The sequence below is a fragment of the Alloactinosynnema sp. L-07 genome, assembly GCF_900070365.1.
Lineage (GTDB): Bacteria > Actinomycetota > Actinomycetes > Mycobacteriales > Pseudonocardiaceae > Actinokineospora.
In genome coordinates, this window is record NZ_LN850107.1 from 2,140,530 (window position 1) to 2,153,778 (window position 13,249).

At 69.3% G+C, this 13,249-nt stretch carries 13 protein-coding genes; 6 read left to right on the forward strand and 7 right to left on the reverse strand.

Annotated elements, in window-relative coordinates:
* Window positions 1-498: 498 nt before the first annotated feature.
* From BN1701_RS09585 to BN1701_RS09595, 3 genes are all read right to left on the reverse strand, one after another.
* A complete protein-coding gene (locus BN1701_RS09585) occupies window positions 499-1,881 on the reverse strand; it encodes a HEPN domain-containing protein (protein WP_054047521.1) in 1,383 nt (460 codons plus the stop codon).
* A gap of 98 nt (window positions 1,882-1,979) precedes the next feature.
* Entirely contained in the window at window positions 1,980-3,050 is a 1,071-nt protein-coding gene (locus BN1701_RS09590; protein WP_157367890.1) for a hypothetical protein, read from the reverse strand.
* Between the two features lie 271 nt (window positions 3,051-3,321).
* On the reverse strand, window positions 3,322-4,299 hold the full coding sequence (locus BN1701_RS09595) for a hypothetical protein (RefSeq protein WP_054047526.1): 978 nt from the start codon (window positions 4,297-4,299) through the stop codon (window positions 3,322-3,324).
* Window positions 4,300-4,608: 309 nt separating this feature from the next.
* Here BN1701_RS09595 and BN1701_RS09600 point away from each other — a divergent pair, with 309 nt between their 5' ends.
* Window positions 4,609-5,514 carry a DNA processing protein DprA gene (locus tag BN1701_RS09600; protein ID WP_054047529.1) on the forward strand — a complete coding sequence of 302 codons (906 nt, stop codon included), beginning with the start codon at window positions 4,609-4,611 and terminating at the stop codon, window positions 5,512-5,514.
* 63 nt (window positions 5,515-5,577) lie between these two features.
* Here the strand turns inward: BN1701_RS09600 and BN1701_RS09605 are convergent, their stop codons facing one another.
* Together BN1701_RS09605 and BN1701_RS09610 are read right to left on the reverse strand one after the other, a co-directional pair.
* Complete coding sequence (locus BN1701_RS09605; protein ID WP_157367891.1) at window positions 5,578-6,198, reverse strand: hypothetical protein; 621 nt, start codon at window positions 6,196-6,198, stop codon at window positions 5,578-5,580.
* Entirely contained in the window at window positions 6,195-6,572 is a 378-nt protein-coding gene (locus BN1701_RS09610; protein ID WP_054047536.1) for a hypothetical protein, read from the reverse strand. The genes BN1701_RS09605 and BN1701_RS09610 overlap by 4 nt, the downstream gene beginning before the upstream one ends.
* A 296-nt stretch (window positions 6,573-6,868) precedes the next feature.
* On the opposite strand from BN1701_RS09610, the gene BN1701_RS09615 reads away from it, so the two are divergent.
* Complete coding sequence (locus tag BN1701_RS09615; protein WP_054047538.1) at window positions 6,869-7,924, forward strand: DUF4192 domain-containing protein; 1,056 nt, start codon at window positions 6,869-6,871, stop codon at window positions 7,922-7,924.
* Between the two features lie 154 nt (window positions 7,925-8,078).
* Here BN1701_RS09615 and BN1701_RS09620 read toward each other — a convergent pair whose 3' ends face one another.
* Window positions 8,079-8,849, reverse strand: coding sequence for a hypothetical protein (locus BN1701_RS09620; protein ID WP_054047539.1), 771 nt, complete (start codon window positions 8,847-8,849; stop codon window positions 8,079-8,081).
* 352 nt (window positions 8,850-9,201) lie between these two features.
* On the opposite strand from BN1701_RS09620, the gene BN1701_RS09625 reads away from it, so the two are divergent.
* The 4 genes from BN1701_RS09625 (at window position 9,202) to BN1701_RS09640 (ending at window position 12,389) form a co-directional block, all read left to right on the forward strand.
* The gene (locus tag BN1701_RS09625) at window positions 9,202-9,582 is read left to right on the forward strand and encodes a hypothetical protein (protein WP_157367892.1); all 381 of its coding nucleotides are present in this window, start codon (window positions 9,202-9,204) and stop codon (window positions 9,580-9,582) included.
* Window positions 9,583-9,680: 98 nt separating this feature from the next.
* Window positions 9,681-10,226: a hypothetical protein gene (locus tag BN1701_RS09630; RefSeq protein WP_054047541.1), complete on the forward strand. Its 546-nt coding sequence runs from the start codon at window positions 9,681-9,683 to the stop codon at window positions 10,224-10,226.
* A gap of 9 nt (window positions 10,227-10,235) precedes the next feature.
* A complete protein-coding gene (locus BN1701_RS09635; protein WP_054047542.1) occupies window positions 10,236-11,120 on the forward strand; it encodes a phosphotransferase family protein in 885 nt (294 codons plus the stop codon).
* Window positions 11,121-11,546: 426 nt separating this feature from the next.
* Window positions 11,547-12,389 carry a PIN domain-containing protein gene (locus BN1701_RS09640; RefSeq protein WP_157367893.1) on the forward strand — a complete coding sequence of 281 codons (843 nt, stop codon included), beginning with the start codon at window positions 11,547-11,549 and terminating at the stop codon, window positions 12,387-12,389.
* Between the two features lie 27 nt (window positions 12,390-12,416).
* Here the strand turns inward: BN1701_RS09640 and BN1701_RS09645 are convergent, their stop codons facing one another.
* Window positions 12,417-13,199: a hypothetical protein gene (locus BN1701_RS09645; protein ID WP_054047544.1), complete on the reverse strand. Its 783-nt coding sequence runs from the start codon at window positions 13,197-13,199 to the stop codon at window positions 12,417-12,419.
* Between the last annotated feature and the right edge of the window lie 50 nt (window positions 13,200-13,249).

The window sequence follows — 13,249 nt, forward strand, 5'->3', positions numbered from 1 at the left end:
GTAAATACGAGCGGAGGCGGTACCGGCAGCGCTCGTTGGCCCTGCTGGACCGCCTCCTGCAACTGCTGTCGTTGCTGCTCAGGCTATGGCCTGACCTCGCATGACCAGCCGGGGTGGAGAGTCTTGACCCTGGACAGTTTCGGCTCTCTGCTCCGACAAATCAATAATACCCCCATCTGATGGGGGTGCCAAATCCCGCAGGGGTGATGGATATAGCACTGCCCGGTTACCCCTGTTGCGGGGCAGCCGGGCCGACTCGGTTCGAGTCCATTCCGAGTATAGGGCATCCCTGAAACTCCGGGTTCCACGATGCGCATTCTTGTGGCCCACCCGCCCCGATTAGGAACTGTCCACGCGAAAGGCCCAGGCCCGGGGCCACTCCCCGATCTTGACGTCGGTTCGCCGTCGGGCCGACCACTGGAAGGGCGCTGGACCCGCGGCGCCTCCCGCTCAGGAGACCCGGACGACAACCGGAAGGGTCGAGCGGGGTGACCTCGCCTAGATGATGCGCGCGGGCCGGGACGTCAGCGGCTCGAGGAACGCGGCGACCTCCTGCTCGATGCGCTCGTGACGCACCTGAGTGGACAGCAGCGCCTCATCGAACACGGTGTCCGGGTCCAGGTGTGGCCCGAGAACGATGGTTCTGATCAGGGCACGTCGCACGATCGCCCGCAGGTGGGTGATGGTGGCAGTGAGTTGCTTCTCCTTGGCCTCGCTACCGTGGGCCACCGCGTTGCGCACCTTGTAGGCCGTGTCGACGTGGCTGTAGATCGCCAGGCGTTCAGCGTCGTCACGGCCAACCAGCACGGCTGTCCGCTGGGCGGTCCGCCGTTTGAGGTCGCCCTGGTCGCCGTTCGCCGATACCAGCCTCTCCAACGCCACGACGTAGTTGAACGCCACCTCGGCCGGGTCCTGCCCGATGCTGACCACGGCGTCGAAGGCGACCTTCGCGCACGTGTCGAGGAACCTGCCCGCGATCGGTCGCAGGCGCTTGCCCGTCTTGGGCATCGGCTCGGAAGCGGTCCACACATCCAGCCTGCCGGACAGCGCCGAGAGGAAGCCCGTCAACCAGCCCGCCTGATCGTCCTCCACGCGCAAGGGGCCGAGCAGGGGAACCTCGTAGTCGCCGTCGGGACCGAGGAGGTTGGTAGGGATCGACTCGTAGTAAGCGGTCACGGCCCGGCCGGGTTCGACGAGGTACTCCGCGACCGGCATGACAGGGGTGTCCCGCGCGAGGTTCAGGCACAACAGCGGAGCCCAGGCTGGCGACTCCTGGACAGGACGTCGGAACAGCCGAAAGGGGACCCGGTGACGGGCTGGTTCGGCGTCAGGGTCCTCGGCCGAGAGCACCAGGTGCTCCCCGAACGCCAGCATGGGGTCGAACGACGGCTTCGCGGCGAAGTCAGCCGCGAGCGGCACCGGCCGCATCGCGTCCCAGTCCTGCTCACTCGGTCGCCACAACCGCCATCCCGCCAGCGTGAGCGGCTCGGCGAGATCCCAGTCGACGTTGAGGACAAGATGCCGGTGCAGCGGGATCGCCGGTCCCGACAGGTAGGCGGCCGTCTGAGCGGCGAGCACCGTCGCGTCGACAGGCTCGCCGGAGCGCAGCAGCCCCGCGAGCCCGAGACGATGCAGCACCGGGCCGGAGAGCTCGCGTCCCGCGGCGACCTGGGTGCTGGCTGCTCTACGACGGTCGACCAGGTAGCGGTTGGCGACAGCGGTGCTGAGGGCGACCTCGCGGACGCGGTCGGCGGTGGGTAGCTCTGCCATCGCCTCCGCAGCGTCTCGCTCGGCCAGGCCCACGAAGTCGTCAGGCCGCCGACGGACGTCGTCGAAGAACGACACCAAGGCCGCGTCGAGGTCGCTGGGCGGGTTCGTCACCCCCGCACGGTAGCGCCGCCGCGCGCCGTTCCACCGCGCATTTCCCGTGACGCTCACCGTCGAGCACGCGGCTGTCACTGGTGCGCCGTACGACGGCTCTATCGACGCCTTGCAGCGACGAGTCGGCGGAACGTGCGGTACCCAACCAGGACACGACGTGGCAACACACTTGCGACGAAGCCCGCGTAGATGCCGATCGCGAATACCTCCTGCTGACCGCGTTCCTCCTTCTGAGTGTCGACCAGGGACCCACTGGCCGCAACGGTCGAGGCGTCGACCTCCGCCCAAGTCAACCTCCCAGTCAACGGCTGCGGCGTCACGTTGTCGACCCGTTCGACCTGCGTCAGGTCGCGGTAATTGACCACGATGTCCAGGGGGGAGGGGACGAAACTGGCTTGATCGCGACCGAGGTCGATCGTCAGCTTGCCCCGGAGGTTCTCAGGTCGGTAGCTGGTACCAATTTTGGGGAGAGCGAAGTACGTGCGCTTCCCCGCGCTGACCGAGTACCTCGCGTCCGTCGAGACCCACAGGTCGAGCCGCCTATCAGAGCCGCTGTCCTTCGTCATCCGACCGGTGATCACCTGCGTGTCCGCGCGGACTTCCGGCGCGGCGTAGAGCGATTCGGGCGCTAGCCGCGCGGTGTAGCACTCAACGGAGTCGGCATGCACGGTCAAGCCGCTCGCCCAACAGCCACTGACGACCTCGGATGCCTCGCCGTTCGGATACCTCGTCGCGGCTCGCGAGTTGCCTACCAGCGCGATCATGAACCCAACCGAGTCGCCGGAGAAGTCCTTCGCGGTGATGCCGAAGTGAAGTAAGGTGCTGCCGCTGCTCTCATCAATCTTCATGTCCATCAGAGCCGCGACGTTCGGCTGGTCGAAGTAGAGCAGAACCTTTCCGGGAGCCTCGACCGGCGACGGGGACGATGACACGTCGAGGAACCTGACAGCCGCCACAGCGGTAAGTGCGACGAGGGCGCAAATCAGGGTGACCATGCCGGCGAAGTGCCAGGCCAGCGCGCGGACGGAATCCCCGCTGGGTATCGGTGGTGTGGCCGCCGGGCTGGGGTCGCGGCTCGGGCCAGACTTCGCCGCAGGGGCGCTACGGCGGCGACGAGCGGTTACGACGACGGCCGCCGCTACCAACACTGAGCCGATCCACCTGATCATCGCCTGCCTCATCCAATTGTTCCCGGTGCCACTCACCTCGCGCATCTCCTCCTCGCCTTCGTGATCTCGTCGACTCGTTGCCATAGGTCGTTGCCCCGCGCGTCAGCGGGTTCGCTGCGTGGCGGCGACGGCGATCTCGCTCAGTTCGACCACGACCGGGGCCAGCCGCTACGCGCGCCCGATGCCCCTCGGATCCTGGACCAGGCGGGGGTGACGACCGTCAACCGGTGTCGATCTCCGCGTCGAACGCCCTAAACAGACAGGGTGGCGCTCAGTCGGTCAGGAAGTACTTGGTGCGCCGTGTCACGATGTGCCGCAAGAAGTCCTCGCGCCACAACGCCTTTGTGAACAGGGCTCGGGGGCCGCCGATGCGTGCCGCTGCCTGCCCGAGCGCGGACAAGAGCACGTCGCCCAGGTCCACGACCGTCGTCGGTCCACCCTGCAGTGTCAGGAGCACTTCGACCAGGCCGGCGATGGCCTCGGGGACTTGGTCGTCGGGCTGGATTGAACCGGCTTTGTACGCGAGCCTTTCCATCAGATCGGTCTCGGTGGCGCCAGGGCGCCCGACGGCCAGGCTTTTGACTCCGTGTGGCAACTGCGCCGCGGTGGCGTCCAGCGCGACAGCCAGGCTGGATATCGCTCGACCAGCGGCGGAAACCAGCAGGTCGGTAAGCCGGGCATCGAGCTCGTCGGGGCAGGCAATCCGGTGGCGCAGTGGCCCGCGCTCGCTGCTCAGCCGAGTGAGGGGGAGATGCTCGGGCAGGGTTTCGGGGGGCCGCGAGGTGATGCTGACGTGGTAAGTCGGTTCGTCGCCGGGCCCCAGTCGCCAGGTGAGGTCGTCGCGATCGACGAGCAGCGGCTCCAGGCCTGTTCGGGTGGTTGCCCATGTGCGCGTGCCACCGATACGGCGGTAGTGCTGGTACATGGCCTGCCGCGACCGGCCGCCGAGTTCCCGGCCCAGGGCTTCCCAACTGCTGCCGCGGTCCATCGCCGCCTCGATCAACGTGCACTCGTCGCGCTTCACATTCTCTGCGTGCTCGGGGAACAACTTCAACGCGGCGACTAGATCGCTGACGGTGACGTCGGCCGGGTCAGGAAGGGCGGGCTCGCTACCAGCGCGGACCGCCCGCACCACTCCGGCGATCAGCGTCCCGGCGGCAGGAGATCGCGAGCCGTCGGCCGGGGCGTAGCGAGCGAGCGGGCCGGTGGCCTCGCTGCTCGGGATGGGGTTCTCCAACGGAGCGTCCATGGCTGTAAACGTATCGGTTGACACGTTCCTGTCAACAGATTCGTTTACCGCGCCGCTCCGGCGGCCAGTTGTGGCCTCCTGCCATGTCCGGTGCGCCGGATCCGTGGTTCGCGCAGTCAAGCAGGGGCACGAGGGCGGCTCGACCGAGCTCGTCGCGCGGCGGCGTCGCCGAGGTTCGCCGCCGCCCTCGTGCCCCTGCTGTCGGTGCCGCGCCCACGGGCCGCCGCGACAGGAAACACGGAAGAGCACGACAGCCGGGTCCCGCCCGCGCGGCACCGATGTCCACGATCCAGACAGGAAGTTCGATTCATGAGTCCATACGAGACAGACGATCCAGTTCGGCGGGCCCGCGCGTACCTCCTCCGCGTCGCCGAGCCGCCCGCGCCGACGGTGGTCGCCTTCGTCGAGGTCCACGGCCCGGTCGAGGCGGCAGAGCGTCTCCGCTCCGGCGAGGCGCCCAATCCAGTGTTGGACGCGACGTCTGGCCGGTGCGACGCGGAGTGGATCGACCACGATTTCGCCGTCGCGGCCGCGGTTGATGCCAGGCTGGTGACACCCGAGGATGCGGAGTGGCCCGCCGCGATGGCGCTCTCGCTGCACAACGGCGGCGCTCGTGGCCTGGAATGGGCTGCGGCGCCCTTGGCGTTGTGGGTCCGCGGTCCAGCCGACCTCGGATCCGCGCTGCAGCGGGCGGTTTCGGTGACCGGCGCGCGGGCGGCGACCGGGTACGGCGAACACGTCGCCGCCGACTTTGGCTACGGACTCGCCGATGCCGGAGTGACTGTCGTTTCCGGCGCGGCACACGGCGCGGATGGCGCAGCACTTCGCGGCGCGTTGACCGCGGAGGGCACCACAATCGCCGTGCTCGCCTGCGGAGTCGATGTCCGGTACCCCGCCGCCCACGGCAGGCTGCTCGACCGGATTGCCGAAACCGGCGCGGTGGTCAGCGAGTATCCGCAGGGGACGCAGCCGGCCAAGAACCGGATTCGGGCCCGAAGCAGGTTGCTCGCCACCAGCACCGTCACCGTGATCACCGAGGCGGGGATTCGCAGCGGCGCCCGCAATGTCGCACTCAGTGCCAAGGCTCTCGGGAACACTGTGCTGGCGGTTCCTGGTCCGATCACGTCGGCTATGTCGAAGGGGTGCCACGAACTGCTGCGTGACGGGACAGCCACGGTCGTGGACTCAGCGAACCACGTCCTGAGCCGCCTCTAGAGCGCGCCGGTCCAGCCGCACCAGACGTCGGATCGGCTCGCTTCGGGCCGATCCGACAGGTCTCTAGCCAGCCATGGTGGCGATGCCGTCCAGCAGCGTCCACAGAGTGTCGCGTGCGCCCCACTCGGGGTCGACAACGGTGAGCTGCACCGCGGCGCACACGGCATCGATCGCGGCGTTGGAGCACTCCTTGTAGCAGAACTCCAGTTCACCGGTCGGGCGATGGCCGCCCAACGCGGTGTAGGACTTGCCCGAGCGAGTGGTGACGGTGATCGCGCCGGAGTCGTAGAGCCGTCGTCGGCGGCCGACGTTTGTTGCGCTGACCAGCATCCCGGCCTCCGTCGCGGCCGTCGCGATGGCGCCGGCCAGGTCGTCGGCGGCGAAGCCGCTCACACCGGCACGTTGGCACCAGGTAGCGCCGTCGTAGCCGGGGCGCGGCCCCCACCCTGGCTGGGAGCAGTCGGTCAGGTACCCGATCCGGTTGAGCTTGGCGAGAACCGGGACCAGTGGCGCGGTCTCCTCGTCCGGGCCGCAGCCGGGAGCGTAACCGGGCTGAGAGTCAAGCTGTCCTTCCAGCCACAACGCGGTCAGCTCCCCGAGCTCGCGCAAGGTGGAGGCCGTCTGCCAGCGCTGCCGTGCGGCTCGGGGCATCCGCGTCGGCCGGAAGATCGACGACAAGTTCATCGCTCTGCTCCCTCCGTGACGGGCGTGCGGTGCGAGGATCCGGTCGTCACCGGCCGGCGGCCGCGGCTCAACGCCGCGGACACGGCCTTGTTGGTCACTCCCCAGCGGTCGGCGATCCGCTTCTGTGACCAGCCCTCATCGACGAGGGCCTGCCAGGTCTGTCGGCGGCACGCCGCGGCGACCGAGGACAGGGCATCGACCCGTTCCTGAATGGCGGCCAGGTGGTCGACGTCGGCCTCCTGATCCGTGGATGGCTCGTATCGCTCGGCCGGGGACAGCGTGGCCACGTGCTCGGCGTGATCGGCCAACCAGCGGGCGTGCCTGGCGAGCGATTCCCACGGCGATGACACCGCCGGGAACGACTCAGTGGTCATGGATGGTCTCCATTCGCGTCGGATGTAGGCAATCTACAGGGGTGTAGATAGACTGTCTACACCCCTGTAGACGCGCCGTGGCGGGTGGCCGTCCGACCTCGATGCCGCATCGCACGGGCTCGCCTCGGGCGCCTCACGACGCCGTGCTGGGCAAGGACCCACCAAGCAAGCGGATGGAGCGGGCACACGGCAAGGCAGGCCGCTCCGCGGTCGGCTGACGCCGATCCCTGCCGTGCGCCCGCTCCATCCGCTGTTCCGGGGTGGGTCCACGCACCCACACAGGCTCGGAGGCCCTCATGACCGAGAACAAGCACACCGACGAGTTCCAACATGGGCACGGGTCGGCCCCGACGCCCACGACTGCGGAGCTCAGCCACGCGGAGCCGTTCGACGTCGCGGCAACGATCCAGGTTCGGGAACCTGGGGAGTTCATCGCCACCATTCCCGCCATCCTCGGCTGCACCCCGGCCAACTCGCTCATCGTCGATGTATCGGACGGGCCGATGCTTCGTGTCGACCTGCCAGGGGTCGCAGGCCACAGCGGGTTCTCCCGTCACGTCACTGACGTTGTCTCCCGCCATGGGCGGAAGGTCTTCCTGGTTGTCGTCGGCCGCCACGATGAGGACGCCACGACCTCCTCACACGACTTGATCGACCGGTTGATCGGCGACCTGGAGGGCGCCGGGGTCGAGACCCGCGGGGCCTGGTTGGTCCCGGCTATCGCCGCGGGCGAGCGGTGGACCTGCAGTGCCGGAGACTGCGACGGCCTCGTTCCTGATCCGGCCGCCACGACCGCGGCCGCGACGAGGGCGTTTCGGGGATTGCCCACCTACAAGTCCATTTCGGAGCTGCGGGCCACGCTCGACCACGACCAGCCGGAGGCCCGTGAACGACGGGCGCGTCGGATCGCCGAACTTCGCGCCGCGGGTGCAAGCCCAGTCGGCGGCTACGAGTCGATCGAGACGACGATCGAGGCGACCTCGACTGGAACCAGCGGCGTCGGCGACCTCGACGATGACACCCTCGCGCGAATCGGGTACGCCCTGACCGACCGCAGCATCCTCGACCGGTGCCTACTCGACCTGGTCAAGGATGAGGACCGCGTCCGGTCCATCAGCCTGTGGACGCGACTGGTGCAGGCGATGTCCGACGGACCCGAACGGTCAGGTCCAGCGCTCCTGCTCGCGGTCGCGCAGTATCTCTCCGGCGACGGCCTGCAGGCCAACCTCGCTCTGAAGATCGCTGCCGCCGCCGATCCGACCATCTACCTGACCCGCCTTCTCCAGACAGCGTTCGAGTATGGGATCACACCTCGGGAACTGCATACGGTTCTCGCTGGTGTCGCCGGGTAGGGGCCGTTCTCGTGGCGGCGGGCAAGTTCGGAAGCCCGGCCGCCACGAGCCGCGCTCCTGTTCAGACGGGCCTTACTTGATCAGACGTCGTCGTAGCGGCGGCGTTGGGTGCCCGAGGCAGGAGCACCCGGTGGAACGCGCCAGGTGGCCGAGGTCAGCCTCGGGTGCCGTCGGCGGGTTGCCGCGTGGTCGCCGGCGATCCGGGCCAGCTCAGGGCGTCGCGGGCTTGGGCGATGAGGTCGTCGAGTTCGCGCAGTGTGGCGACCCCGGTGCCCGCGCGCGCTCGCCGGGCGTCGGCCAGGGTGTCGGCGACGACCTGCCGCGCGGTGCGTCGACGACGGTCCTCTCGAGGACGCTGGCGTGAGGTGCGCGCTCGCCCGCCCGCGGTGAACGTCACCGGGACCACCCGCCGGTGCACGACGGGCCGGTTGCGCTGCACCACGAACAGCTCGCCGCTGCGGGGTGTGGGCCGGGAATCCAGGCTGACCACCGTCGGGTCCGTCGTGGTGGCCGCGACCCGGAGAAACCCTTCGACCGTGCCCTCGTCGACGTCGAAGTCGTGGTGAGGCAACAGAACCACGGGACCCGAACTGAGCACGTCCAGGCCGTCGGCGCGCTGGAGAAGGTCGCGCAACTGGTGGTGACGCACGGCCATCTGCCGGGTCGCCGCCCGGTTGTGGCACCAGATCAACCAGACAAAGATCGCCACGGGGACCGCCATCACGCCGCTGAGCACCAACATCGGTACCAGCATCCCGTCGGGTTCGGCGACGACCAGCAGCAGTCCCGGCGGGATCGCCACCATCACCAGCGCCCAGACGACGAACAGCCCGGTCTCCCGGGCACGTGGTGACAGCACGACAACACCGGCCACAGCCACCTCCGAACAGCGGGAACGCGTGTCGAACACGTCGAACTCGATCACGACTGTGTTACCCCGGCCGCGGAGAGCCGGGCACTCCCTGCCGGGATTGTCGGCCGGTCGTTCTATGCTGGCTCGCGTCGCATCCGGAACTCGGCGTGCGGCCACTCCCGCCTAGCGGCGGGATAGCACGGACCGGCGCGTTCGGTTCGTGAGGATCCCAACTCGGTCGACGCCGCCCCCTGGGCAGTCGCGCCACTAGCCTCTCGCCTGCCACCCGGCCGGTCAGCGGACTCAGCGGAGCGCCCCAGGTCGGTGCAAGTGAACACGTCCAGGCACGGCCACGCCGTCGGCTGCTGGCCTGTTCGGGTTCGCCCACGCCCAGCGCACACATCCGAGTGAAGGAGCGACGCACGTGCCAGATCCCGTCCACTTTGTGGTGGTGACCCCCGGCGGGAAGCTCACCGTCCTGAACAGCGCGTTCCTCTACGCCCGGGAGGAGATCGGTCTCAAGGGGCAGGTCACCCAGGTACTGACCGCGTCCGGTCACTTCGGTGACCGGCTGATCGTGACCGCGCCCAGCCCGGACGGTGTGTTCACCGTCGTGTACCTGGACGACCCCACCGCCCCGGACAACCCGTTGGCGACCGCCATGGCCGTGCGACTGCGCGCCCCGGAGGACACCACGATCAAAGGGAACGCGGTCTTCCTCTCCGACAGCGACGTGGCCCCGCTCAACGACACCGAGGTCGCCCTGCTGAGGATGCTGCACTCGGCGATCGCCGACACGCTCTGATCACGCGCTCTGGTGCCGACGGCGCCAAGCACTGAGTGAGTATCCCGCCCCTGGCGCGTAACCCTTCACCCTTTCGGCCACTGTCCGTCATCGCGCAGATGCGTATCGTGCTGGAGTGCGTGACCGACCGCCTGACCGAGGAGGAGAGCGTGACCGCCGTCGTGGACACCCGCCGGGGGCGGGACCTTCTGGACCCGGACCTGTTCGAGGTGCTCGTAGCACGGGTCTGTACTGAGCACCACGACATGGATCGCGCGGTGGCCATGCGCGTCGTGGACCAGGCCGCCGCGTTCATCGCCACGGCGGCCGCCGACCCCGGGCGGCGACTCACACCGAGCCCGTTGATCGACCTCGCATGGCATGAATTCCTGTTGCGTACCAAGGATTATCGCGCGTTCTGTGCCAGCGTCGGCGCGTTCGTGGACCACGTGCCCGACGACCCGGCCGAGAGCACCAGCGGCGGAACCGGGCCGTCCGGGGCGGTGGCCCGTACGATCGAGGCGATCACGGCCGCCGGGTACACAGTGGACCCGGAGCTGTGGTCGCTTACCGCCCGATGCACATCCTGCCACGAGGAAGGCGGATGCAGCTCGGGCGGCGAGGACGGCACCGAGAACACCGAGACCCGCAAGAAGGGCCCGTAGGGAGTCGCGATGAAGTGGACCGATGCCCCGGACGCGGTCCTCGACGCCGTGAACACACACCTCGGGCCGGTCAGCGCGGCCGACGACATCACCGCGGGCAGCCGCGCAGACCTCACCACGGTAGTCACCACCCCAGCGGGGCGTGTGTTCGTCAAGGCCGTGCGCGGCATCGACTTCCGGATGCGCCTGCTGCGCAACGAAACCCTCATCGGCGCGGCCACGCTCCCCGACCTGGTACCCGCAGTCCTGGCCCACGTCGACCTCGACGACGAGGACGGCACGCCGTGGCTGGTGGTCATGACCGAGCACGTCGACGGCCGACCGGCCAGCCTCGCCCCCGGCTCACCCGACCTGGACATCGTGGCTGGCGTCCTCCAGGACTTGGCCGCGGTTGAGGCACCGCCCGGCGTCTGGTCGCTGGCGCGGCGCTGGGCGGCCACGGACTGGTGGCAGCGCTGCGCCGAGCACTCGCCCGGCGTGGTCGCAGGCTGGGACCTGGACGAGATGACCCGGCTGAGTGCGCCGGTCCCCGCGCTGGCCGACGGTGACCGGCTCGTGCACAGCGACCTGCACCCCGACCAGATCCTCATCACCGCAGCCGGGCCGCGCGTCATCGACTGGGGCTACGTCTCCGCCGGAGCCGGGTGGGTGGACACCGCCCTGATCACGCTGAGGCTGATCATCGCTGGACACGACCCGGCCGCGGCTGAAGCGTGGGCGCGCGGCCTGCCCACCGGCCGCGACGCCGACCCGGCGACGCTGGACGCCTTCGCCGCGTACCTCGGCGGCTGGTGGACCCACCTGGCCGCTACCCGTCCCGGCGTCGCAGCTCAATCCGCACGGAACTGGGCCGAGTGGCGCCACTGCCAGCGCACCACGGTCGCCGCAGGTTGACGTGGTTGACCTCGGTCTGAGCCCCTCCGCGCCCACCAGCCATAGCACCACGGTCCCTGCTACACCGGCCAGGACAGCTGCCAAGGCAACCAGGGCGACTTTCACAGCGGACAACGGGCGTATAGGGCGTATAGGGCGTACAGGCGGGTTCGACGCCTCAGGGTGTTGGCTCATTTGGTTGTGACGGGCCTTCCACTGTTCGGTGAGTCGACAGGTTCGTGGGGGCAGGGGTTTCGGGCCGTTCGTGGCGACGGCGGACCGGCCGGGTCCGGTGGAGCGGGCGGCGCACTGCGGATTGCTGATCTATGATGTCGGCCCACTGCGGTGGCGGGAACATGTCCCCTCATTGTCGCGAACGGTTTCGGCCTGCCCGCGATCACGTCGTGGTGATCAGCCAGGGTGCTCGTGCTGTGTCACGATCCGCGCGTGCTGATCACTCCGAACCCCGGCCGTACCCTTCCCGACGCCCTTGAGGTGCTGCGGCAGCTGCGCGATGGCGTATACAACCTGCACTCCGGTGGCGGCGTGGGCCCTGGCTCGTCTGCGGGGAAGATGTGGGCCTACCTTGAATGGATCCGCAAGGCCGAACGTCAGCTGGCCAACGTGATCTTCCGAGAGGATGCGGCGGCGCTTCTCGACTGGAAGGGCTACGAGGCGCTGATGGCCATGGCGCCCGCGTGGGCAGCAGCTGTGGGCGGGAACGCCCAGGAACGCATCCTGCATGACGTGGTCGGCGACGAGATCACCGAGCGCCACGATACTTTCGGTGCCGCGTGCGCGGCAGTCGAGGTACTGATCAGCCAGTGGTCGGACGGCATGCCGATAGCGGTGCTCGACACCAGCGTGTACCTCGCGTATCAGGACAAGCTGGAGGCCATCGACTGGGTGGCCGCGATGGGCGCCAAGTTGCCGCGGCTGCGGCTCGTCGTGCCGATGATCGTGGTCGACGAACTCGACGGTACCAAGCACAGCGACGTGCGCTGGCGCGCTGCGTACTCGCTGGCGACGATCGACCGGGTGATCCGGTCAGGCGGCGTGCTCAGCGAGACTCCCAGGGTCGAGATAGTGCTGTTCAACGACCCCGTCGGGCACACGCGCATGGCGATCGCCGACCAGGAGATCATTGATCGGGCGGCTGCGGTGCAGGCCATCGCGGGAACGCCGGTCACCCTTCTCACCTGCGACACCGGGATGGCGTTGCGCGCGCTCGATGCGGACCTGGGTCACATGTTGCTGCCTCGGGAGGATCAGCCGAAGCGGCGGACGTGACCAGACGTGGGCGCAGGCACGGACTGGTTACGCGGCGGCGGGTTGGGTGGTCTGCAGGGCGGCGATGCCGCGCATGTGCCGCTGGTAGTCGCGGCGGGCGACGTCGACGGCGGCCTGCGCATCGGCTCGGGCGGCCAACGCCGAGGCTGAGGCCTGCAGGGCGGCGAGTCGGTAGTCGACGGCTTGTTCGGCGGGGCCGCGGCCGGTGTCGAGGGCGGCCTGGTGCTCGTCGCGGCGGGCGATCGTCTCGGCGTGGCCGGTGGTCGCGGTGGTCAGGGCGGTGTCGGCGGCGGTGATCGCGGCGTCGAGCCGGCGGTCGCTGAGTTCGGCGTGGGGGACGTCGGCGGTCGTATGGAGCTCGCCGCTGGCTGGCGAGCTGCCTGGTCGCCCCGTGGCGCGGGCGACCAGGTCGCCTTGTGCGAGGGAGATGACCGCGGGGTGGGCCAGGGCGGCGGCGGTGAGAATCTCCACCTCGCCGAGGCTCGCGCCGAACGGCAACGCGTCCGCCACCGCCGCCGCGGCGTCGTGCGTGCTGAAACGGCTGCCGTGGGCGGTGAGTCCGTGCTCCGGATCGACCAGGCGCTCGACGAGCTCGTCGACGCCGATGCCAAACCGGACGGTGATCGCCGCATCCACCGCAGGCGCCGCGATGGTGAGTCCGGCGCGGAAGTCCGTCAGCGCCCGGTCGATCCACACGGTCGGGTCGACGCCCAGGCAGAGGACCGCGTCGGCTCGCCAGAGCACCCGCCGGGTGGCGTTGGCGGCCAGGGTGACGTCGGCCTTGCCCGAGCGGGAGGCGCGGGTCAGCACCCGGGCCTGCGCCGCCGACCGTCGACGCGTTGGTCAACCCGAGCGGCGCG

Excerpts from the sequence above, each read along its gene's own strand:
- BN1701_RS09590 (WP_157367890.1), bottom strand. The coding sequence starts at position 3,050 with ATGATCAGGTGGATCGGCTCAGTGTTGGTAGCGGCGGCCGTCGTCGTA.
- BN1701_RS09595 (WP_054047526.1), bottom strand. The coding sequence starts at position 4,299 with ATGGACGCTCCGTTGGAGAACCCCATCCCGAGCAGCGAGGCCACCGGC.
- BN1701_RS09600 (WP_054047529.1), top strand. The coding sequence starts at position 4,609 with ATGAGTCCATACGAGACAGACGATCCAGTTCGGCGGGCCCGCGCGTAC.
- BN1701_RS09605 (WP_157367891.1), bottom strand. The coding sequence starts at position 6,198 with ATGAACTTGTCGTCGATCTTCCGGCCGACGCGGATGCCCCGAGCCGCA.
- BN1701_RS09610 (WP_054047536.1), bottom strand. The coding sequence starts at position 6,572 with ATGACCACTGAGTCGTTCCCGGCGGTGTCATCGCCGTGGGAATCGCTC.
- BN1701_RS09615 (WP_054047538.1), top strand. The coding sequence starts at position 6,869 with ATGACCGAGAACAAGCACACCGACGAGTTCCAACATGGGCACGGGTCG.
- BN1701_RS09630 (WP_054047541.1), top strand. The coding sequence starts at position 9,681 with ATGCGTATCGTGCTGGAGTGCGTGACCGACCGCCTGACCGAGGAGGAG.
- BN1701_RS09635 (WP_054047542.1), top strand. The coding sequence starts at position 10,236 with ATGAAGTGGACCGATGCCCCGGACGCGGTCCTCGACGCCGTGAACACA.